Raw genomic sequence first — 20,083 nt, forward strand, 5'->3', positions numbered from 1 at the left:
AACAGGCCGCGCGATCGGGGGGAAACATGGCTGGTGAAGGTGGAAAAAGCGGCGCGATGGGCGTTGCGGCGGGGGCAGGGGTGGCGGCGGTTGTCGTCGTAGCGGCCTGGCTGGGGTTGAGCGGCCCGCCAAGCGGGGCACCTGATGTGCCACAGGACAAGGCTGCGGAACCGGCAGTTGAGGGGGCAGCGCCTGCACCCGCGGCGCAACCTGCCGCCGAGGCGGTGCCCGCGGCTGCACCGACCCAGGCGACGCCTGAGCAGACTGCCCCTGGGCAGACCACCCCCGACCAGACCACACCGGAACAAGTAACACCCGAACCGCCAGCTGCCATGTTGCCCGCATTCGATGTGGTGCGCGTTGCCCCGGATGGTGCGGCCACGGTCGCAGGCTCTGCCGCGCCCGATGCAGCCGTGTCCTTGCGGATCGACGGGGCCGAGGTGGCGGCGGGCAAGGCGGACGGGCAGGGCAAGTTTGCGCTGCTGTTCACCATGCCGCCTGCGGACGCTCCGCGCCTGATGCAACTTGTGACGATTGTCGGCGGGGTTGAGACTGCCGCAAAAGAGATGGTCGCGGTTGCGCCGGTTGCCGCCCCGAAGGTGGCCGAGGTGGCACCTCAGCCCGCCGCCGAACCCGCCGCTGGTGTTACAGCCGAGGCCACGGCCACAATAGCAGAGACCACCGAAGCCGCGCAGCCCAGTTTCACCTCTCCCCCCGCCGCGCTGCTGGTGGCGGGCAGCGGCGTCAAGGTGCTGCAATCAGGGGCCGCGCCGACGCCCGGTTTTGCCCCCGCGCTGACCATCGATTCCATCGCCTATACCGCCGACGGGGCGGTGCAGGTCGGCGGGCGCGGCCAGCATGGGCAGGATGTGCGTCTGTATCTGGACCAGAAATCCGTGGCGACCGCCCCTGTGGAGATGGATGGCGCCTGGACGGTGACCCTGCCCGATGTTGCGCCGGGCCTTTACACCCTGCGGGCCGATCTGGTGATGCCAGATGGCAAGGTGACCGCCCGGTTCGAGACCCCGTTCAAGCGCGAGACGACCGAGGCGCTGGCCGCTGCCTTGGGCAGCGGAGCGGGTGCCCCACAACCGGCAGAACCCACCCCGACCGCCGAGCCGCAGCCAGGTGCCACGCCGGAACCGGCAACGGCAACCGATGCCACTGAAACCACCGCCGCAGAACCAGCCGCCCCCCAACCCGCGGCGCCCCAGCCTGCCACCGCCCAGCCTGCCGCCGCCCCGCCTGCCGCCGCCCAGCCCGCAGTGGCCCCGCCGCCTGCTCCCCTGACGGTCACGGTTCAGCCCGGCTATACCCTGTGGGGCATTGCCAAAACCGAATTCGGCGACGGCGTGATGTATGTTCAGGTGTTCGAGGCGAACAAGGACCGCATCCGTGACCCCGATCTGATCTATCCGGGGCAGGTGTTTACGATTCCAAAGGCGCCCTAGGCGCGTCCTGCGGCACCGTAGGCGCGGCCTCTGGCGTGGATGCAGCCTCAATCACGGGCGCTGCCACGGCGCGCCCGTGGCGGCAGCAGGCCACCACCTCTGGGTGTTCAAGGCAGCAGTCGGTCAGCAGAAATGCAATGGTCTCACCCAAGCCGCCCGCGTCGATTGCATAGATCACGTTGCGCGCCACCTTGCGCGCTCCGACCAGACCCGCCTGTTCCAACTGGGCCAGATGGAACGACAACCGAGAGGCCGACAGCCCCATCTGGCGCGCGATCTCTCCCGCAGCCAGCCCGTCTGCGCCATGCGGCACCAACAGGCGCACAAGGGCCAGCCGGTCCTCGTTCGCCAGCGCCTGCAAGGCCGAGAGGGCTTTACTCTGCTTCATTCTTCAACTACTCATGAAACGTTGAATGATTAGGGATACCGCAGTTCGGCCCCGCAATCAACCGCCAGGACATCCAAGACCCTCCGTCAAGATCCCCTTCAGGACCCCAGCACGATGCGCAGAAGCACCGCAACCAGCGCCGACCTTTCCACAACCGAAGCCAGTGGTCTGCAAACCATGCGGCGCATGGCGCCCTATCTCTGGCCCGAGGGGCAGGCTTGGGCCAAGCGGCGCGTGGTGATCGCGCTGATGTTCCTGCTGGTGGCCAAGGTCGTCTCGGTTTCTATCCCGTGGTTCTACAAGATTGCGGTCGATCACCTGACAGGTCCCAAGCCCGATGCAGGCACGATGCTGGGCTTTGGCGCGGTGGGCATGACGCTGGCCTATGGCCTTGCGCGGTTCGGAGCGGTGGCCTTTGGCGAATTGCGCGATGCTGTCTTTACCCGCGTGGGCCAGCGCGCCCTGCGCCGCCTGGCGCTGGAGACCTTTACCCATATTCACCGCCTGTCGCTGCGCTATCACATCACAAGGAAGACCGGCGGCCTGAGCCGGATCATCGAACGCGGGGTCAAGGGCGTCGATTTCCTGCTGCGCTTCATGCTGTTTTCCATCGGGCCGCTGATTTTGGAACTGTCGATGGTGTCGGCCATCTTTGCCTGGGTGTTCGGCTGGCAATATGCGGTGGTGGTGATCGTGACGATCACGCTATACGTCACCTATACGTTCAAGGTGACCGAGTGGCGGGTGAAGATCCGGCGCGAGATGAACGATCAGGACACCGACGCCAACCAGAAGGCGATCGACAGTCTGCTGAACTTTGAAACGGTCAAGTATTTCAACGCTGAAGGCTGGGAAGCCGCGCGCTATGACCGCGCGATGGAGCGGTATGAGGCGGCGGCGGTGAAAACCGGGCAATCGCTGGCGGTGCTGAACGCTGGGCAAAGCCTGCTGATCACCATCGGCCTTGTGATCGTCATGGCCATGGCGGCGCGCGGGGTGCAGGCGGGGCAGTTGACGGTGGGCGATTTCGTCATGGTCAACGCCTACATGATCCAGATCACCATGCCGCTGAACTTTCTGGGCACGGTTTACCGCGAAATCCGGCAGGCCTTGGTGGATATGGGGCAGATGTTCGGTTTGCTGGGCCAGCCGGAAGAGGTGCGCGATGCGCCGAACGCGCCTGCGCTGAAGGTGGCAGGTGGTGAGATCGTGTTTGACGACGTGCGCTTTGCCTATGACCCCGACCGCCAGATCCTGAAAGGTGTGTCTTTCACAGTCCGCCCCGGCCAGACCTTGGCTTTGGTCGGTCATTCCGGGTCGGGCAAGTCCACCATCGCGCGGCTGCTGTTCCGGTTCTATGATGTGACGGGCGGCGCGATCCGCATTGACGGGCAGGATATTCGGCAAGTCAGCCAGACCAGCCTGCACGCCCAGATCGGGGTGGTGCCGCAAGATACCGTGCTGTTCAACGATACGGTTTATTACAACATCGCCTATGGCCGCCCCGATGCGACGCGCGAGCAGGTTGAAGAGGCGGCACGGGCGGCGAAGATTCACGACTTTATCGCAGCCCTGCCAGATGGCTATGAAACCACGGTGGGCGAGCGCGGGCTGAAACTGTCTGGCGGCGAAAAGCAGCGGGTGGGCATTGCGCGGACGCTGCTGAAAAACCCGCCGATCCTGATTCTGGATGAGGCGACATCGGCATTGGACACCCAGACCGAACGGTCGATCCAGACCAGTCTGGCCGAGATGGGGCAGGGCCGCAGCGTGATCACAATCGCGCACCGGCTGTCCACCATCGCCGATGCCGACCAGATTCTGGTGATGGAACAGGGCGTTGTGATCGAACGCGGCACCCATGCCGATCTGCTGGAGCTTGACGGCACCTATGCCGCGATGTGGGCGCGCCAGTCTGCGGACGAGAGCGGCGACGAGGATGAAAGCGAGCCGACGGGCCTGCCCGGCACCTTTGTTGCCGAGGCGGTCAGCACCGACCTGCCACCGGATCGCAATTATCGCTATACGCCGAAAAGCTGACGAACCTGCCTGCCATCAGGCGGCGGCAAGGTGATCTGGCACCAGGGTGATATCGTCGGGAGAGAGCGAGGTGACGCCCGCCACCTCTGCCACAGCGGTTCCATCCAACGAGATGATCGAGCCGCTACCATCGTCGTTGGCCGTAATCGACAAGGCGGGTGGTAAGGCTGCGCCGGTCGCCGGATCGGTTGCGGGGGTGTAAAGCAGTTCCAGCACATGGCCGCCGGGTTCGAACCCCTCGATCAGCGGCAGTTCGGCATGGTCTTCTAGGGGAATGACCAGATCGTGGTGGTTGGTTTCTGCGTCTGGCGCGGTATGATCCATTGCCTCTGGCGCTTGTGCGGGAAGCGTGCCGGGACCATCCTCTCCCTCCAGAAACCAGGCCAGTGTATCGCGGTGGGCGGCGATGTCGTGCTCCGGCGCCACAGGTGCCGCTGTCATATGCGCCACAGGGTCGGGCATGGGGGCATGGGAGAGGTCATCCGTGTCAGCCTGCTCGTGGTCGGTCATCAGCGTGGCGCCAACCGCGCCCGACAGCATCAGAACCCCCGTCCAGATCGAGTAATCCACTGTGGTTATCCCTGATTCACCATTGGGTGCATTTTGCGGGCAAATGTGACCTTGGCATGGCCCAATGATGCCAGACTGCGGACAGTCGCGCGCCATCACGATCAAGGTGGGGCAGGGCTTGGCAAGGCGGCGCAGGGGCGTGTAAGACAGTCGGGAAGAAGGAGACGCGGCTTTGAGCAACCCCGACAGTTTCATTGACGAAGTTACTGACGAAGTGCGACGCGACCGGCTTTTTGCGATGTTCCGCAAATATGGCTGGATCGGTGGTTTGCTGGTCGTGCTGATCGTGGGGGGGGCCGCCTTCAACGAATGGCAAAAGCATCGGGCCACGGTTCGAGCGCAGGCCTTTGGCGATGCCATGATGGATGCGCTGGATCTTGGCGGCGCGGCAGAGCGGCGGCAGGCGATTGCGGGCATTCCGGCTGACGGCGCACAGGTTGCGCTGAAAGAGCTGATGCTGGCCTCGGACCCTGCGGGCGACAAGGCGGGGGCGTTGCAAGCGCTTGATGCCATTTTGGCTGATTCGAGCCTGCCCGTGGCTTACCGCGACATTGCGGCCCTGCGCCGGGTGATGGTGGCCGGGGCCGATATGCCCCTGGCCGACCGCCGCGCGCTGCTTGAAGGGGTTGCGGTGCCGGGCCGCCCGCTGCGGGTTCTGGCACAAGAACAACTGGCCTATCTTCTGCTGGAAGACGGCAAGAAGGACGAGGCGATTGCCGCGCTGTCGGCCTTGGTGGTCGATCAGGAATCGCCCTCGGGCCTGAAGGCGCGTGCGGGGCAGGCAATCACCGCTTTGGGTGGAACGCCACCCGAAGCAGTAAAGGCCGGGTAAGCGGATGCGGATCGGGAAGGGGGCCTTGGTGGGCAACTGGTCGAACAGGCTTGGGATTGCGCTTTTGCTGGCAGGCACGGCGCTGGCGGGCTGTCAGAAAGAGGCGGTGCTGGAAGGCACGCGCTTTCCGGTCTCTGAACCCCTAGCGAATTCGGAAGCCGTCGAGGGGCAACCCGCGCCGGTTCCGGCAGATGAACGCGCGGGCTTTGCCGCCCAACCGATCAGCCTGCCTGCTGCGGTCGCCAATGCCGAATGGGCGCAGCGCGGCGGCAATGCGGCCCATACCGGGGCCAGCGGCAGCCTGTCAGCCACGCCCCAACGGGTGTGGAGTCTGAACATCGGCGCAGGCAACAACCGGCGTGACCGGATCACGGCGGCCCCCGTCGTGTCGGGCGGCAAGGTCTATGCGATGGATTCCGGCACCACGGTTGCAGCGGCGACTCTGGGCGGCGGGTTGGTGTGGAAAACCTCGCTTGTGGCGGATTTTGACCGCAAGAGTGCTGTGGCTGGCGGCGGTGTTGCTGCGGCGGGCGGCAAGGTATTTGCCACTACGGGTTACGGCGAAGTTGTGGCGCTGGACGCGGGCACGGGTGCCGTGATCTGGCGCCAGCGCATGGATGCGCCGATTGCCGGTTCCCCGGCGGTCGAGGGTGGCACGGTCTATGCCGTGGCCCGTGATGGCACCGCGATGGCGCTGGATGCGGCAAACGGCAAGATTTTGTGGCAGATTGTCGGTTCGCGCCAGAACAGCGGTGTGCAGGGCCCGGCTTCGGTGGCGATTGCCGGGAGCAAGGTGCTGATGCCCTTTGCCACGGGCGAAGTTGTAACAGCCGACGCGAAGGATGGCACCCCGTCCTGGCGCGGTGCGGTTGTGGGCAAGCGGTTCAATCTGGCGGCCTCGGGCCGGGGCGACATCACTGGCGATCCGGTGGTGTCGGGCGGTGTGGTCTATGTCGGTTCGGCCTCTGGCCGGACGGTGGCGATGAATGCCGAAACGGGTGAGCGGCTGTGGCTGGCCGAAGAAGGCGCTTTGAACGCGCCTTTGGTCGTCGGCGGGTCGGTGTTCGTGGTGAATGATGTGGCGCGTCTGGTGCGGCTGGATGCGGCGACGGGCGCTGTGATCTGGGCCACCGACATGCCCTATCACGTCAAGGACAAGCCCAAGAAGTGGAAGGCGATCTACGCCCATTTCGGGCCGGTTCTGGCGGGCGGGCGGATTGCGGTCGCCTCGTCTGACGGGGTGTTGCGGCTGTTCAACCCGGTTGACGGGGCACTGGTGGCCACGGCGGATATTCCGGGTGGCGCGGCCTCGGCCCCGGTTCTGGCGGGGGGGATGCTGCTGGTCATGGGCGGCAACGGGCAGATTCACGCTTTCCGTTAAGCGCGGGGGCGTGTAAGACACGCGCTTTCCGGGTCTTCGGAGCGAAAGATGAGTTTCACCCTCGCCATCGTGGGGCGCCCGAATGTGGGCAAGTCCACCCTGTTCAACCGGCTTGTGGGCCGCAAGCTGGCCTTGGTTGATGACCAGCCCGGCGTGACGCGCGACCTGCGCGAGGGGGATGCCAAGCTGTTCGACCTGCGGTTCACCGTGATCGACACGGCGGGGCTGGAAGAGATTACCGACGATTCCTTGCAAGGGCGGATGCGGCGGCTGACCGAACGCGCGGTCGATATGGCCGATGTCTGCCTGTTTCTGATTGATGGCCGCGTGGGCGTGACCCCTTCGGATGAGGTGTTTGCCGAAATTCTGCGCAAGAAATCGGCGCGCGTTTTGCTGGGCGTGAACAAGGCCGAGGGCAAAGCGGGCGATTCCGGCGCGCTGGAGGCCTATTCGCTTGGCCTTGGCGAACCGATCCGCCTGTCTGCCGAACATGGCGAGGGGATGGACGATCTTTACGACGCCCTGCGCCCGTTCGAGGCCGAATTTGCGGCCCGAGAGGCCGAGATCACCCCCGCAACCGACCTGGACCTGACCGAGGAAGAGGCCGAGCATGAGGGCGACGAGAATGCCCACAAGCCGACCACCGCCAAGCCGCTGCAAATCGCGGTGATCGGGCGGCCCAATGCGGGCAAGTCTACGCTGATCAACAAGATTCTGGGGCAGGACCGTTTGCTGACCGGGCCAGAGGCCGGGATCACCCGCGACGCGATTTCGCTGAAGGCCGACTGGATGGGCACGCCCATTCGCATCTGGGATACCGCCGGGATGCGCAAAAAGGCGCGGGTGGTAGAAAAGCTGGAAAAGCTGTCGGTCGCCGATGGCTTGCGCGCGGTGCGCTTTGCCGAGGTGGTGGTGGTTCTGCTGGATGTGGAAATCCCGTTTGAAACGCAGGATCTGCGCATTGCAGACTTTGCCGAGACCGAGGGCCGCGCTGTCGTGGTGGCGGTGAACAAATGGGATCTTGAGGGCGAAAAGCAGGAAAAGCTGGCCGAACTGAAAGAGATGTTTGAACGCCTGCTGCCGCAGTTGCGGGGCGCGCCCTTGGTTACGGTGTCGGGCAAGACCGGCCGTGGGCTGGACCGTCTGCATGATGCGATCCGCCGCGCGCATGACGTCTGGAACCGCCGCATCGCCACCAACCGGCTGAACACCTGGCTGGGTGCCATGACCGAGGCGCACCCGCCGCCCGCGCCGGGCGGCCACCGCATCAAGCTGCGTTACATCACCCAAGCCAAGACGCGCCCGCCGGGCTTTGTCATCAAATGCTCGCGCCCCGATGAATTGCCGGAAAGCTATAAGCGCTATCTGATCAACGGGTTGCGCGACCATTTTGACATGCCGGGCACGCCGATCCGGCTGTTCTTCCGAGGGCAGGGTGATGAAAACCCGTGGAAGGAACGCAAGTTCCACACGCCCAGCCGGTTGCGCAAGCATATGGACAAGAAGAAGGACTGAGGCGGTTGCCCCTTGCGTCACGGCAGTGCAGTCTGCGGCCCAAGGAGATAACCATGCCCCAACCCCTTCCCGAATGGCGTGCCGACCGATTGGCCGCCCTTGCCGCACCCGATGGCTGGCTGAATCTGACCGACCGGATCGAGATTGCGTCCGGCAACCGCTATGCCGTGGGACGGGCGGCGGATAACGGGCTGCGCATCTCGGCCGGGCCGGATCATCTGGGCGTTCTGACCGTTGCGGCGGATGGCAGCGCCAGCTTGGCCATCGAAGGGCAAGACTTGCCCTTTACCCCCATTCCCGGTGCCCCGCCGCGCCTGTCGGTTGCCAACCTGATTCTGGAGATCCATGTCGCCGAAGGCCAGCCCGCCTTGCGGGTGCGTCGGATCGACCATCCCCGCCGCCTGCGCGATGTGGGCCTGCGATATTTCCCCGATGCGCCGGACTGGGTGATCCGCGCGAAATGGCAACCGTTGGCCGCCCCGCAGCAGGCCGAGGTGGATATGATCGGCGGGCGGCGCGAAACCGTGCAATTGACCCATCAGGCGGTGTTTTCCTATGACGGGCAGGTTGTTACCCTGATGCCGACGCATTGGAAATCGGGCGCGCCCATGTTCGTGATCCGCGATCTGACGGCGGGGTCCGAAACCTATCCGGCGGCGCGCTTTCTGATCGGCGAGGATGTAACGGGCAGCGAAATCACCCTTGATTTCAACAAGGCCCATACGCCCCCCTGCGGTTTTACCGACTTTGCCATCTGCCCCCTGCCGCCGCGCGAAAACATTCTGCCCTTCCGCATCGAGGCGGGCGAGAAGCGCCCCCTTTGACCTTTCGTTGACGGAAGGCGGGCGCAGGCGTAGCCTGTGGTCATTCAAGTACAGGTTCTTGCCATGGCCCCCGCAGGTTTAGGCCGCATACCGGTTGATTTCGCCGATTTGCGGAAGAACTATCCGACCTACAAAAAGCTGCCCGCCCATATCCAGAACTATATGGACGCGCTTAACAAAGACCTGCCCGAAGGCGCGCCCAAGAACACGCCCTGCTGCTTTCAGATCAGCGAGGCGTTCAATCTGTCGGGGCCGGAAACCAAGATCCCCGACCGCAGCTTTCGCCGGGCCACGGCAAAGCTGGGCAGCTTTCGCTATTTGGGTGCGGTGGATGAGTTGGAATATTATCTGACCGCCACTTTCGGCTCGGGTGAGGATATTCATCTGAAAAAGGGCAAGGGCACGCCCGCACAGCAGATGGCTGCGATGAAGTCGGCGATGACCGGGCGGCAGGGCCTTGTGCTGTTCCGGAATGGCGGCGCGGGTGTGCATGTCGAATTGTGGGACAATACCGACATCGTGCAGAACGGTGCCCCGGCGTCAGACGGCTCGTCCATGAACCAGAGCTATCTTTTCGGCCAGCCGCGCGTGCTGTTCTGGCAGGCCAGTGGCGACGACGGCCAAGACCCCTTGCCCGACTGGCTGACCGGCTGGTGGGATGTGTGGGACGGGCAGCAGTATTACTATTACCTGTCGCCCGAATACGTCGTGTCCTACACCAAGAAGGAACCGCTGACCGCCCTGTCGCTGCCCGAACGCAACATGGTCAACGAAGGCACGGTGACGTTCAAGGATCTGAAGCTGACCTTCAACTGGAAGCCCGTCGGCAATGAGGCGACGGAAGAGGTGTTCACGGTGCCCTGGGGCTGCCCGGTGCGGATGGAGGGCACATCGAACCGTTTCGGCCCGTTGACCGCCACGCGCAAGTCAAGCTGGCCGACCGCCAAGGTCGCGCCGAAGAAGAAGTGACCGCCTGCGCCTTATTGGCAGCTTGCCTAACCGCCCCGCCTGCGGCATGACCATGCCGACCGCAGACGGGAGACGACCATGACCCAGCATCGCATCGCCATCCTCGGCGCCTCTGGCTATACGGGGGCAGAACTTGTGCGCCTGATTGCCACGCATCCGGCGATGAAGATCGTGGCCCTGTCGGCAGACCGCAAGGCTGGCATGGCCATGGATCAGGTCTTCCCCTTCCTGCGCCATCTGGACCTGCCGGTGCTGCAAAAGATCGACGAGATCGACTTTTCCGGCGTTGATCTGTGCTTTTGCGCGCTGCCCCATGCCACCACTCAAGTCGTGGTCAACGCCTTGCCGCGCAACCTGAAAATCGTCGATCTGTCGGCAGACTTCCGGCTGCGTGACCCGGCGGAATATGAAAAGTGGTATGGTCAGCCGCATACGGCGGTGGAGTTGCAGCGCGAGGCGGTTTACGGCCTGACGGAATTTTACCGCGACGAGATCAAGACCGCGCGGCTGGTCGCTGGCACAGGCTGCAACGCGGCCACCGGGCAATTCGCCCTGCGCCCGCTGATTTCGGCGGGGGTGATTGATCTGGACAACATCCTGATCGACCTCAAGGCCGGGGTGTCGGGCGCGGGCCGGTCCTTGAAAGAAAACCTGCTGCATGCCGAATTGTCAGGCGGCACCCATACCTATTCGATGGGCGGCAAGCACCGTCATCTGGGCGAGTTCGATCAGGAGTTTTCCAAGATCGCCGGTCGGCCGGTGCAGGTGCGGTTCTCTCCCCACCTGCTGCCGATGAACCGGGGCATTCTGGCGACGGTCTATGTCAAGGCCGACCCGCAGGTGGTGCATGCCACGCTGGCCAAGGCCTATGCGGCAGAGCCGTTCCTTAAGGTGCTGCCCTTTGGCGCGCTGCCTTCAACCCGCGACATTGCCGGTTCGAACTTTTGCCATCTGGGCGTGATCGGCGACCGGGTTCCCGGCCATGCCGTGGTGGTGGCGGTGCTGGACAACCTGACCAAGGGGTCGTCGGGGCAGGCGATCCAGAATGCGAACCTGATGCTTGGGATCGAAGAAACCGCGGGTCTGATGCTGGCCCCGGTTTTCCCGTAACCGATTGACCGCGATCAAGGCGCGCCCCGCGCCGGCATGGCACCGGGGCGCAAAGAGGGCAGGGTGATGGACGCAATCGCAAAGCGTGAATTCCGGGGCATGAAGGGGCTGAAGAAAAAGCGCCGGGTCCAGATCATTCTCCTGGCCTTCGTGGCGCTGGCCTTGTCCACGGCGCTGATTGGTTATGCCATGCAGGATGGCATCAACTTTTTTCGCTCGCCCACGCAGGTCTCTGAACAGCCCCCGGCGGTCGGAGAGGTGTTCCGCCTTGGTGGGCTGGTCGAAGAGGCCAGTCTGGTGCGCGGGCAGGGCGAGGCGATCACCTTTCGCGTAACGGATAACAACAAGATCGTCCCCGTGACCTATACCGGGATCCTGCCTGATCTTTTCGCCGAAGGGCAGGGCGTTGTCGCCACCGGGTCCATGCAAGGGGGCACTTTTGTCGCGACCGAGATCCTTGCCAAGCATGACGAGACCTATATGCCCAAAGAGGTGATCGAGGCGCTGAAAGAACAGGGCACCTACGTCGAACCTGCGAAGAAATAACGCCCCCGGCGGCTGGCAGCGTGCGCCGCCCTCAGCCCCGCTTAACCGCCCTGCCGCACCCTGCCACCTTGGGGAGCGGAAGGGGCAAGATGAAATCGGTAGAGGAATTGGCGCAAGACATCGTTGCGCGCGAGGGCGGTTTTGTGAACGACCCGGCCGATCCGGGCGGGGCGACCAACCATGGGGTCACCCTGGGAACGCTGCGCCGCCTTGGCATTGATGTGAACGGCGATGACAGGGTTGACGTCAAGGATGTGCAGCGCCTGACCGAGCAGCAGGCGAGGCAGATTTTTATCGAACATTACTGGCGGCGCACCGGGGTTTCGGCGCTGCCAGAGGCGCTGCAACCGTCGGTTTTCGATATGTATGTCAATGCTGGCGGCAATGCGGTGCGGGTGTTGCAGCGCCTGTTGACCGACATGGGCTTTGCTTGTGATGCCGATGGGGCAATCGGCCCTCAGACCATCCGCGCGGCCCAGATGGCCTATGAGGCGGCGCCTAGCCATCTGGTCGATGCCTATGGCATAGCGCGGCGGAACTATTACTACAGCCTGGCCGATGCCCGTCCGGCCAGCCGGAAATTCGCCACCCGCCGCGATGGCAGCAAGGGCGGCTGGATTCTGCGCGCCGAAGAGTTCATTGCCCCGAAATACCGCCTGTCGGATGCCCAGCATCGGGCGCGGGTGGCAGCATGGGCGTGATTGGTCAGATTCTTGGCAGCCCCTCGGCGGTGTCTGCCATTGGCGATACGGTCAAGGGGGTGGCAGAGGTTTTCACCCCCTCGGCCACCAAGCGGATGGAGCTGTCGGCCAAGGCGCAGATGGCGGCGCTGGATGAATTCGGGGCAGAATTCGCCAACCCGTCCCTTAGCGGGTTTGATCGGCTGATCAACGGGTTGAACCGGCTGCCACGGCCCTTGCTGGCCTTTGGCACCATTGGTCTGTTCATCTATGCGATGATCGATCCGCAGGCCTTTGCCGGGCGGATGGTGGGGCTGAATGCGGTGCCAGAGCCGCTTTGGTGGCTGCTTGGGGCAGTGGTCGCCTTTTACTTCGGCGCGCGTGAGACGTTTTATTTTCGCAACCGCCCGGGCACCGCCACTGGCTTTCCCAGCCAACCCACCGACAGCACGGGGCCGCAAGATGACAACCCCGCGCTGACCGACTGGCGGGCGGGGCAAGCGCAGTAACCTCTGGCGATGATCTCGGCCCGCCGTTAGGAAGGGCCGGGACAGCGCTTGGGGGCAGCAGATGAACGACGGCTCTGACAATGTGATCGCAGGCGTGCCAATTCCGGTTGTGCTGATCGGGGCGGATGACCGGGTTGAAGCGGCGAACCCGGCGGCGCAGGCCTTGTTTGGTTCCGCCATCGTTGGGCGGCATCATGTGCTGTCGTTTCGCCAGCCCGAAGTCGTCGCGGCCATCGCTGCGGCGCGGTCTGGTCAGGCGGGGCGCGCGCGCCTGATTACGCAGGGCGAAACCCAGGACGGGGTGCATGAGGTCACGGTCACCCCGGTGGGCGAACGCGTCGTGCTGGCGTTCGAAGACCATTCCGCTTTGGCGCAGATGGACCAGATGCGCCGTGATTTCGTGGCCAATGTCAGCCACGAATTGCGCACCCCCCTGACCGCGATGATCGGCTTTATCGAAACCCTGCAAGGCCCGGCCAAAGAAGACACCCGCGCACGAGAGCGTTTTTTGGGCATCATGGCGCGCGAGGCGGAACGGATGAACCGCCTTGTCCGTGACCTTCTGCACCTGAGCCGGGTTGAGGCGGAAGAGCGGGTTCGCCCTTCGGATGAGGTGGATCTGGCGGCCCTGACCCGCAGCGCTGCTGCCATGCTGAAGCCGGTGGCAGAGGAGGGCCGGGTGACGATTCGACTGGAAGGCACAGACACGCCGGTTCTGCTGCGCGCTGATTCGGACCAGATGATGCAGGTCTTGTCCAATCTGATCGAGAATGCGGTGAAATACGGCAGCCCGCCCGGTGCGACCGTAACGGCGCGAATCGCGCGCGAGAACGGCCCGCGCGGCCCCCTGCTGCGGCTGTCGGTTTCCGATCAGGGCGAAGGGATCGATGCCCAGCATCTGCCGCGCCTGACAGAGCGGTTTTACCGCGTGGACAGCCACCGTTCGCGCGAAAAGGGCGGTACGGGGCTGGGCCTGGCCATCGTCAAGCACATCATCAGCCGCCATCGCGGCCGCCTGATCATCGAAAGCGAAAAGGGCAAGGGCAGCCGGTTTTCGATGCTGTTGCCGCTCGACTAGCGCTGTCATCTAACTGTTACAGTTCTGTCGCAAAACCGAAGCCATGCGGCCCTAGACGGAGCAGCGACGGAGGGGCAAACGGCCCCCCGCGCGACAGACGGAGACAAAGATGTCCTTCATGAAACTTTCGGTCTCGACCGCTGCGATCATCGCAGCCTCGACCTTCGCGGCCTCGGCCCGCGACCAGATCCAGATTTCCGGTTCCTCGACCGTGCTGCCCTATGCCACCATCGTCGCCGAAGCCTTTGGCGAAAACACCGATTTCGCGACCCCGGTCGTTGAAGGCGGCGGTTCGGGTGCCGGCCGCAAGAAGCTGTGCGAAGGCGTAGGCGAAAACACCATCGACATCGCCAACTCGTCCAGCCGCATCAAGCAGTCGGACATCGACCTGTGCAAAACCAATGGCGTCAATGACATCATGGAAGTGCGCATCGGCTATGATGGCATCGTGTTCGCCAGCGACATCGCCGGCCCCGACTTTGCCCTGACCCCGGCTGACCTGTATGGTGCGCTGGCCGCCAATGTCGCCAAGGATGGCGCTGTGGCTGCGAATGCTGCCAAGTCGTGGAAAGACGTGAACGCCGCCCTGCCGGATCAGGCGCTGCAACTGTTCATCCCGGGCACCAAGCACGGCACGCGTGAAGTGTTCGACACCAAGGTGATCGAAGAGGGCTGCAAGGCCACCGGCGCTTATGACCTGTTCCTGGCGGCTTCGACCGGCGCGGATGACGACGCCAAGAAGAAAGACGCCGTTGCCAAGTGCAACGAGCTGCGCACCGATGGCGTTTCGGTTGATATCGACGGCGACTACACCGAAACTTTGGCCCGTCTGGACGCCAACAAGACCGCCGTTGGCGTGTTCGGTCTGTCGTTCTACGAAAACAACACCGACAAGCTGAAGGTTGCCACCATCGACGGCATCGTTCCTTCGGTTGATACGATTGCCAAGGGTGAATACCCGGTGTCGCGCCCGCTGTTCTTCTATGTGAAGAAGGCCCATATTGGCGTGATCCCCGGCCTGAAGGAATACATCCAGTTCTTCGTGTCGGACGAGATGGCTGGCCCGGATGGTGTGCTGGCTGGCTATGGTCTGGTTCCCGATCCGGAGCTGGCGGCGACTCAGGCGGCTGTTGAAGCCGAAACTCCGATGGCTCCGCTGCAATAATCGACTGACAGGGGGCGCGGGATGATCCGCGCCCCCGAACCTCCCATTTCCGAAAGATCGCCATGAGCACCGGCCTCCTGACGCTTCTCGTTGCAGCCCTTGCCATTCTGGGCATGGTCATGGGGCGCAGCCGCGCCGTGGCCACCGCAGGGGGCGATATACGCAAGCTGCACTCGCTGCCCTTCTTTTATGGTCGCTTTACCGCCTTGCTTACGGCTGTTCCGGCCTTTTTGCTGATCATCGTCTGGCTGCTGGCGCAGCCGCTGATCGTGGAAAACAAGGCTGCTGCCCTGCTGTCGCCCGCCGATATTCCTGACGGATCGTCGAAGGCGCTGGTGATGACCGATGTGCGCCGTATCGCCGAAGGGCTTGATCGGCTGACCGAATCCCGCACTGATATTCCGGCGCTCAAGGCTGATCCGGCCGCTCTGAAGGCTGCGATGAACGCTGCCGGTGTGGCGCTCCAAACTGACCCGGCCCCTTCGGTCATTGAGGCGGCAGAGGCGCTGCGCGAGGCGCAGGGCCGGTCGCGCCTGTATCTGTCGATCGCGGCGGGCATCGTCGCCTTGGGCGGCTTTGCCTGGGGCGTCAGCCGGATCAAGCCGGAATTCCGCGCCCGCAACGCGACCGAGATTTTCACCATGTGGCTGCTGATCGGCTGTTCGCTGATCGCGGTTCTGACCACGGTGGGCATCGTCGCCTCTATGCTATTCGAGACGGGCCATTTCTTCCGCCTTTACCCCGCCAAGGATTTCTTCTTCTCGACGACCTGGTCGCCCAAGTTCGGCGGCGGATCATCGCTGGGCATCATTCCGCTGGTCTGGGGCACGCTTTATGTGTCGTTCATCGCGCTGCTGGTTGCGGTGCCCGTGGGGTTGATGAGTGCGATTTACCTGGCGGAATATGCCAGCAAGCGTACCCGCGCCTGGGTAAAGCCCGCGATTGAAATTCTGGCCGGTATCCCGACCATCGTTTACGGCCTGTTCGCGCTGATCACCGTTGGCCCGCTGCTGCGCGACTGGATCGCACAACCCGCGGGTTTGGGTGACAGCTCGTCCTCGGTCATGACGGCGGGCCTGGTCATGGGGATCATGGTCATTCCCTTCGTCTCTTCGCTGTCCGATGACATCATCAACGCCGTGCCGCAAAGCTTGCGCGACGGCTCGCTTGGTCTTGGTGCCACGCCGTCCGAAACCGTGCGTCAGGTGGTGATGCCCGCCGCATTGCCCGGCATCGTCGGCGCGGTTCTGCTGGCCGCAAGCCGCGCGATTGGGGAAACCATGATCGTGGTTATGGGGGCGGGGGCTGCTGCGAAACTCAGCCTAAACCCGTTCGAGGCGATGACCACTGTCACGGTGAAAATCGTCAGCCAACTGACCGGCGACACCGAATTTGCCAGCCCCGAAACGCTGGTTGCCTTTGCCCTGGGCCTGACGCTGTTCACGCTGACCTTGGCGCTGAATATTCTGGCCCTCTACATCGTCCGCAAATACCGGGAGCAATACGAATGAGCGGCTCGCTCTTCACACTCGACGCACGCACCAAGGCGCGCAACGCCGCCGAGCGCCGGTTCCGGGCCTATGGGCTGGGTGCCATCGTCATCGCCTTGCTTGCACTGGTCTGGCTGTTGATCTCGATCTTTTCGGCAGGCCTTCCGGCCTTCCGCCAGACCTTCCTGACCTTTCCGGTTACGCTGGATGCTTCACAGCTCGACAAATCGGGCACGGGCGATGTGGCGCAACTGTCAAAGATCACGACCATCACCTATGCCAAGATTCTGGGTCAATCGCTGGAGGCGGCGATTGCCGCCAAGGGGATTGATCTGGGCGGCGCAAAGCCCAAGCAGGTCGCCGATCTGATATCGCAGGAATCGGCGGCGACCCTGCGCAGCAAGGTCATGGCCGACCCGGCGCTTATCGGCACCACCATCGACTTTACCACCCTCGCCTCGGGCCGGATCGATGGCTATTACAAGGGCCGCGTCACCATGGACAGCGCGGCACTGGACAAGAACACCTCGCCCGAACAACTGCGGTTGGCTGACAAGCTGAAAGAGGCGGGCATGCTTGCGGTGCGGTTCAACACCGGCTTTCTGACCATGCCCGACGCGTCGGACAAGCGGCCAGAGGCGGCGGGCCTTGGCATCGCGATCCTCGGCTCGTTCATGATCATGGCGGTGGTGCTGGTCTTGTCCTTGCCCATCGGGGTTGCCGCCTCGATCTATCTTGAGGAATTTGCGCCGAAAAACTGGATCACTGACCTGATCGAGGTGAACATCGCCAACCTCGCGGCCGTGCCCTCCATCGTTTACGGTATCCTTGGCCTTGCGATCTTCATCAACTTTGCCGGGCTGCCGCAATCGGCGCCTATCGTCGGCGGCCTTGTGCTGACGCTGATGACCCTGCCGCGCATCATCATCCCGACCCGCGCGGCCCTGAAAGCCGTGCCGCCCAGCATCCGCGATGCGGCGCTGGGGGTGGGGGCCAGCCGGTTGCAGACCGTGTTCCACCACGTTCTGCCGCTGGCGATGCCCGGTATCCTGACCGGCATGATCATTGGTCTGGCGCAGGCTTTGGGGGAAACCGCACCGCTGCTGCTGATCGGCATGGTTGCCTTTGTGCGCGACGTTCCGGGCGGGTTGTTCGATCCGGCCTCGGCCCTGCCGGTGCAGGTTTATAACTGGACCCAACGCGGCGATCCGGGCTTTGTCGAGCGTGCTTCTGGTGCCATCATCGTCCTGCTTGTCTTCCTTATCATCATGAACACGGCCGCCATCATCCTGCGCCGCAAGTTCGAACGCCGCTGGTAGAAGGGGGCCAACATGAAAGACCTCGTTATGGAGACCCGCGTGGATACGCAAACCATCAAGATCAAGGCTGAAAAGGCTCAGGTGTTCTATGGCACCAACCACGCGATCAAGGATGTTGATGTCGAGATCATGGATAAAACCGTGACCGCTTTCATCGGCCCGTCGGGTTGCGGCAAATCCACCTTTCTGCGCTGCCTGAACCGGATGAACGACACCATTCCGTCGTGCCGCGTCGAAGGGTCGATCACGCTGGACGGCGATGACATCTATGATGCCCGCGTCGATCCGGTGCAGTTGCGCGCCAAGGTCGGCATGGTGTTCCAGAAACCGAACCCGTTCCCCAAGTCGATCTATGACAACGTGGCCTATGGCCCCAAGATCCATGGTCTGACCCGCACCAAGGCCGAGCTGGATGAGGTGGTTGAAAGCTGCCTGCGCAAAGCGGCGCTGTGGAACGAGGTCAAGGACCGTCTGCATTCGCCCGGCACTGGCCTGTCGGGTGGCCAACAGCAACGCCTGTGCATCGCCCGCGCCATCGCCACCAGCCCCGAGGTTCTACTGATGGACGAGCCGTGTTCCGCGCTTGACCCCATCGCCACGGCGCAGGTTGAAGAGCTGATCGACGAGCTGCGCAGCCAGTTTTCGGTGGTGATCGTCACCCACTCGATGCAGCAGGCCGCCCGCGTATCGCAGCGCACCGCGTTCTTCCACTTGGGCAATCTGGTAGAGTTTGGCGAAACGGGTCAGATTTTCACCAACCCCAAAGACCCGCGGACCGAATCCTACATCACCGGCCGCATCGGTTGAGGAAAAGCACATGATCACCGAACAACATATCCTCAGCGCCTTTGACCGTGACCTTGAATCTGTTCAGGCCATGATCATGAAGATGGGCGGTCTGGTCGAGGCGGCGCTGTCGGATGCCGCCGCCGCACTGGAAACCCAGGACGAGGCGCTGGCCGAGCAGGTGCGCAAGGGCGATGCCGCGATTGATGCGCTGGAAGAATCGGTCAATGCCGAATGCGCCCGGCTTATCGCGCTGCGTGGCCCGATTGCCGGCGATCTGCGCACAGTGCTGACCGTGATGAAGATTGCCACCGCGCTGGAACGGTCGGGCGATTATGCCAAGAACCTGGCCAAGCGCGCGCTGGTTCTTGGGCAACTCGCGCCCATTCCGGGCGCTGCGGGCGCGATCCGCCGTCTGGCGCGTCAGGTGGGCCTGCTGCTGAAAGATGCGCTGGATGCTTTCATCGCCCGCGATGCGGGGCTTGCCGAAGACGTGCGCCAGCGCGATCTGGAAGTTGACCAGATGTATAATGCGCTGTTCCGCGAATTCCTGACCTTCATGATGGAAGACCCGCGCAATATCACCGCCTGCATGCATCTGCATTTCATCGCCAAGAATATCGAGCGTGTGGGCGATCATGCCACCACGATTGCCGAGCAGGTGATCTATCTGACCACGGGCACGCTGCCGGGGGGTGACCGCCCCAAGGCCGACCTGACGGTCGAGGGGCAGTAAGCCATGGCCGATCCGCGCCCCACGGTACTGTTGGTAGAGGACGAAGGCTCTCAACGCGAGGTTCTGGCCTATAACCTCGAAGCCGAAGGCTTCGAGGTGGCGCAGGCGTCAAATGGCGAGGAAGCGCTTGAATCCGTTGCCGAAAGCGCACCTGATCTGATCTTGCTGGATTGGATGATGCCGCATGTGTCCGGGTTGGAGGTGTGCCGCCGGCTGAAACTGCGGCCAGAGACGCGCAACATTCCGGTCATCATGCTGTCGGCCCGGTCTGAAGAAGTGGACAAGGTGCGCGGTCTGGAAACCGGGGCCGATGACTATGTGGTCAAGCCCTATTCGGTGGTCGAGCTGATGGCGCGGCTCAAGGCGCATCTGCGCCGGGTGCGGCCATCTTCGACCGGAATTGCGCTGGAATGGGGCGATATCCGGCTGGACCCCGAAACCCACCGCGTCACCCGGCAGGGCGAGATGCTGAAGCTGGGGCCGACCGAGTTCCGCCTGCTGGCAACCTTTCTGGAAAAGCCGGGCCGCGTGTTTTCGCGCGACCAGTTGCTGGACCGGGTTTGGGGGCGCGACATCTATGTCGATACCCGGACGGTTGATGTGCATATCGGACGGTTGCGCAAGGCCCTGATGGCCTTGGGCGGTGAAGACCCGCTGCGTACGGTGCGCGGCGCGGGCTATGCTCTGGGGTAAC

The 20,083-nt window shown here is 63.5% G+C and carries 20 protein-coding genes; 18 read left to right on the plus strand and 2 right to left on the minus strand.

Annotated features, from left to right (window positions below; translation table 11 throughout):
• Nucleotides 1–26: 26 nt before the first annotated feature.
• The gene (locus JI744_RS07170; RefSeq protein WP_236019313.1) at nt 27–1,451 is read left to right on the plus strand and encodes a LysM peptidoglycan-binding domain-containing protein; all 1,425 of its coding nucleotides are present in this window, start codon (nt 27–29) and stop codon (nt 1,449–1,451) included.
• On the opposite strand, the gene JI744_RS07175 is transcribed toward JI744_RS07170, so the two are convergent.
• The gene (locus JI744_RS07175) at nt 1,429–1,839 is read right to left on the minus strand and encodes an ArsR/SmtB family transcription factor (protein ID WP_202659011.1); all 411 of its coding nucleotides are present in this window, start codon (nt 1,837–1,839) and stop codon (nt 1,429–1,431) included. The two genes, JI744_RS07170 and JI744_RS07175, sit on opposite strands and share 23 nt — an antisense overlap.
• A 114-nt stretch (nt 1,840–1,953) precedes the next feature.
• Between JI744_RS07175 and JI744_RS07180 the strand changes: the two genes are divergently transcribed.
• Complete coding sequence (locus JI744_RS07180) at nt 1,954–3,879, plus strand: ABCB family ABC transporter ATP-binding protein/permease (RefSeq protein WP_202659012.1); 1,926 nt, start codon at nt 1,954–1,956, stop codon at nt 3,877–3,879.
• Nucleotides 3,880–3,894: 15 nt separating this feature from the next.
• Here the strand turns inward: JI744_RS07180 and JI744_RS07185 are convergent, their stop codons facing one another.
• On the minus strand, nt 3,895–4,449 hold the full coding sequence (locus JI744_RS07185) for a hypothetical protein (protein ID WP_202659013.1): 555 nt from the start codon (nt 4,447–4,449) through the stop codon (nt 3,895–3,897).
• 172 nt (nt 4,450–4,621) lie between these two features.
• Between JI744_RS07185 and JI744_RS07190 the strand changes: the two genes are divergently transcribed.
• The 16 genes from JI744_RS07190 to phoB all read left to right on the plus strand — a co-directional run bounded on the left by JI744_RS07190 (nt 4,622) and on the right by phoB (nt 20,082).
• Complete coding sequence (locus JI744_RS07190; protein ID WP_202659014.1) at nt 4,622–5,281, plus strand: hypothetical protein; 660 nt, start codon at nt 4,622–4,624, stop codon at nt 5,279–5,281.
• 4 nt (nt 5,282–5,285) lie between these two features.
• Nucleotides 5,286–6,662: an outer membrane protein assembly factor BamB family protein gene (locus JI744_RS07195; RefSeq protein WP_202659015.1), complete on the plus strand. Its 1,377-nt coding sequence runs from the start codon at nt 5,286–5,288 to the stop codon at nt 6,660–6,662.
• Between the two features lie 48 nt (nt 6,663–6,710).
• Nucleotides 6,711–8,177 carry a ribosome biogenesis GTPase Der gene (gene der / locus JI744_RS07200; RefSeq protein WP_202659016.1) on the plus strand — a complete coding sequence of 489 codons (1,467 nt, stop codon included), beginning with the start codon at nt 6,711–6,713 and terminating at the stop codon, nt 8,175–8,177.
• Between the two features lie 53 nt (nt 8,178–8,230).
• Nucleotides 8,231–9,001, plus strand: coding sequence for a DUF1684 domain-containing protein (locus JI744_RS07205; protein WP_202659017.1), 771 nt, complete (start codon nt 8,231–8,233; stop codon nt 8,999–9,001).
• A gap of 63 nt (nt 9,002–9,064) precedes the next feature.
• Nucleotides 9,065–9,970 carry a T6SS effector amidase Tae4 family protein gene (locus JI744_RS07210; protein WP_202659018.1) on the plus strand — a complete coding sequence of 302 codons (906 nt, stop codon included), beginning with the start codon at nt 9,065–9,067 and terminating at the stop codon, nt 9,968–9,970.
• Between the two features lie 78 nt (nt 9,971–10,048).
• Nucleotides 10,049–11,080, plus strand: a complete 1,032-nt coding sequence (gene argC, locus JI744_RS07215) for an N-acetyl-gamma-glutamyl-phosphate reductase (RefSeq protein ID WP_202659019.1) — start codon at nt 10,049–10,051, stop codon at nt 11,078–11,080.
• Nucleotides 11,081–11,179: 99 nt separating this feature from the next.
• A complete protein-coding gene (gene ccmE / locus JI744_RS07220; protein ID WP_202659398.1) occupies nt 11,180–11,626 on the plus strand; it encodes a cytochrome c maturation protein CcmE in 447 nt (148 codons plus the stop codon).
• Nucleotides 11,627–11,715: 89 nt separating this feature from the next.
• Nucleotides 11,716–12,327 (plus strand): holin-associated N-acetylmuramidase, encoded by a 612-nt coding sequence (locus JI744_RS07225; protein WP_202659020.1) that lies wholly within the window; start codon nt 11,716–11,718, stop codon nt 12,325–12,327.
• On the plus strand, nt 12,318–12,815 hold the full coding sequence (locus tag JI744_RS07230; protein ID WP_202659021.1) for a holin family protein: 498 nt from the start codon (nt 12,318–12,320) through the stop codon (nt 12,813–12,815). Before JI744_RS07225 ends, JI744_RS07230 begins: the two co-directional genes overlap by 10 nt.
• A gap of 61 nt (nt 12,816–12,876) precedes the next feature.
• The gene (locus tag JI744_RS07235; protein WP_202659022.1) at nt 12,877–13,893 is read left to right on the plus strand and encodes an ATP-binding protein; all 1,017 of its coding nucleotides are present in this window, start codon (nt 12,877–12,879) and stop codon (nt 13,891–13,893) included.
• A 109-nt stretch (nt 13,894–14,002) separates the two neighbouring features.
• A complete protein-coding gene (locus JI744_RS07240; RefSeq protein WP_202659023.1) occupies nt 14,003–15,058 on the plus strand; it encodes a substrate-binding domain-containing protein in 1,056 nt (351 codons plus the stop codon).
• A 62-nt stretch (nt 15,059–15,120) separates the two neighbouring features.
• On the plus strand, nt 15,121–16,569 hold the full coding sequence (gene pstC / locus JI744_RS07245) for a phosphate ABC transporter permease subunit PstC (protein WP_202659024.1): 1,449 nt from the start codon (nt 15,121–15,123) through the stop codon (nt 16,567–16,569).
• Entirely contained in the window at nt 16,566–17,867 is a 1,302-nt protein-coding gene (pstA, locus tag JI744_RS07250; protein ID WP_202659025.1) for a phosphate ABC transporter permease PstA, read from the plus strand. The genes pstC and pstA overlap by 4 nt, the downstream gene beginning before the upstream one ends.
• 12 nt (nt 17,868–17,879) lie before the next feature.
• On the plus strand, nt 17,880–18,674 hold the full coding sequence (gene pstB / locus JI744_RS07255; protein ID WP_202659026.1) for a phosphate ABC transporter ATP-binding protein PstB: 795 nt from the start codon (nt 17,880–17,882) through the stop codon (nt 18,672–18,674).
• Between the two features lie 10 nt (nt 18,675–18,684).
• The gene (gene phoU / locus JI744_RS07260) at nt 18,685–19,389 is read left to right on the plus strand and encodes a phosphate signaling complex protein PhoU (protein ID WP_202659027.1); all 705 of its coding nucleotides are present in this window, start codon (nt 18,685–18,687) and stop codon (nt 19,387–19,389) included.
• A gap of 3 nt (nt 19,390–19,392) precedes the next feature.
• Nucleotides 19,393–20,082 carry a phosphate regulon transcriptional regulator PhoB gene (gene phoB / locus JI744_RS07265; RefSeq protein WP_202659028.1) on the plus strand — a complete coding sequence of 230 codons (690 nt, stop codon included), beginning with the start codon at nt 19,393–19,395 and terminating at the stop codon, nt 20,080–20,082.
• Nucleotide 20,083: the final 1 nt, after the last annotated feature.

The sequence above is a fragment of the Fuscibacter oryzae genome (genome assembly GCF_016765795.1).
Taxonomy (GTDB): Bacteria; Pseudomonadota; Alphaproteobacteria; order Rhodobacterales; family Rhodobacteraceae; genus Fuscibacter; species Fuscibacter oryzae.

Excerpts from the sequence above, each read along its gene's own strand:
- JI744_RS07170 (WP_236019313.1), top strand. The coding sequence starts at position 27 with ATGGCTGGTGAAGGTGGAAAAAGCGGCGCGATGGGCGTTGCGGCGGGG.
- JI744_RS07175 (WP_202659011.1), bottom strand. The coding sequence starts at position 1,839 with ATGAAGCAGAGTAAAGCCCTCTCGGCCTTGCAGGCGCTGGCGAACGAG.
- JI744_RS07180 (WP_202659012.1), top strand. The coding sequence starts at position 1,954 with ATGCGCAGAAGCACCGCAACCAGCGCCGACCTTTCCACAACCGAAGCC.
- JI744_RS07195 (WP_202659015.1), top strand. The coding sequence starts at position 5,286 with ATGCGGATCGGGAAGGGGGCCTTGGTGGGCAACTGGTCGAACAGGCTT.
- der (WP_202659016.1), top strand. The coding sequence starts at position 6,711 with ATGAGTTTCACCCTCGCCATCGTGGGGCGCCCGAATGTGGGCAAGTCC.
- JI744_RS07205 (WP_202659017.1), top strand. The coding sequence starts at position 8,231 with ATGCCCCAACCCCTTCCCGAATGGCGTGCCGACCGATTGGCCGCCCTT.
- JI744_RS07210 (WP_202659018.1), top strand. The coding sequence starts at position 9,065 with ATGGCCCCCGCAGGTTTAGGCCGCATACCGGTTGATTTCGCCGATTTG.
- argC (WP_202659019.1), top strand. The coding sequence starts at position 10,049 with ATGACCCAGCATCGCATCGCCATCCTCGGCGCCTCTGGCTATACGGGG.
- ccmE (WP_202659398.1), top strand. The coding sequence starts at position 11,180 with ATGAAGGGGCTGAAGAAAAAGCGCCGGGTCCAGATCATTCTCCTGGCC.
- JI744_RS07225 (WP_202659020.1), top strand. The coding sequence starts at position 11,716 with ATGAAATCGGTAGAGGAATTGGCGCAAGACATCGTTGCGCGCGAGGGC.
- JI744_RS07230 (WP_202659021.1), top strand. The coding sequence starts at position 12,318 with ATGGGCGTGATTGGTCAGATTCTTGGCAGCCCCTCGGCGGTGTCTGCC.
- JI744_RS07235 (WP_202659022.1), top strand. The coding sequence starts at position 12,877 with ATGAACGACGGCTCTGACAATGTGATCGCAGGCGTGCCAATTCCGGTT.
- JI744_RS07240 (WP_202659023.1), top strand. The coding sequence starts at position 14,003 with ATGTCCTTCATGAAACTTTCGGTCTCGACCGCTGCGATCATCGCAGCC.
- pstC (WP_202659024.1), top strand. The coding sequence starts at position 15,121 with ATGAGCACCGGCCTCCTGACGCTTCTCGTTGCAGCCCTTGCCATTCTG.
- pstA (WP_202659025.1), top strand. The coding sequence starts at position 16,566 with ATGAGCGGCTCGCTCTTCACACTCGACGCACGCACCAAGGCGCGCAAC.
- pstB (WP_202659026.1), top strand. The coding sequence starts at position 17,880 with ATGAAAGACCTCGTTATGGAGACCCGCGTGGATACGCAAACCATCAAG.
- phoU (WP_202659027.1), top strand. The coding sequence starts at position 18,685 with ATGATCACCGAACAACATATCCTCAGCGCCTTTGACCGTGACCTTGAA.
- phoB (WP_202659028.1), top strand. The coding sequence starts at position 19,393 with ATGGCCGATCCGCGCCCCACGGTACTGTTGGTAGAGGACGAAGGCTCT.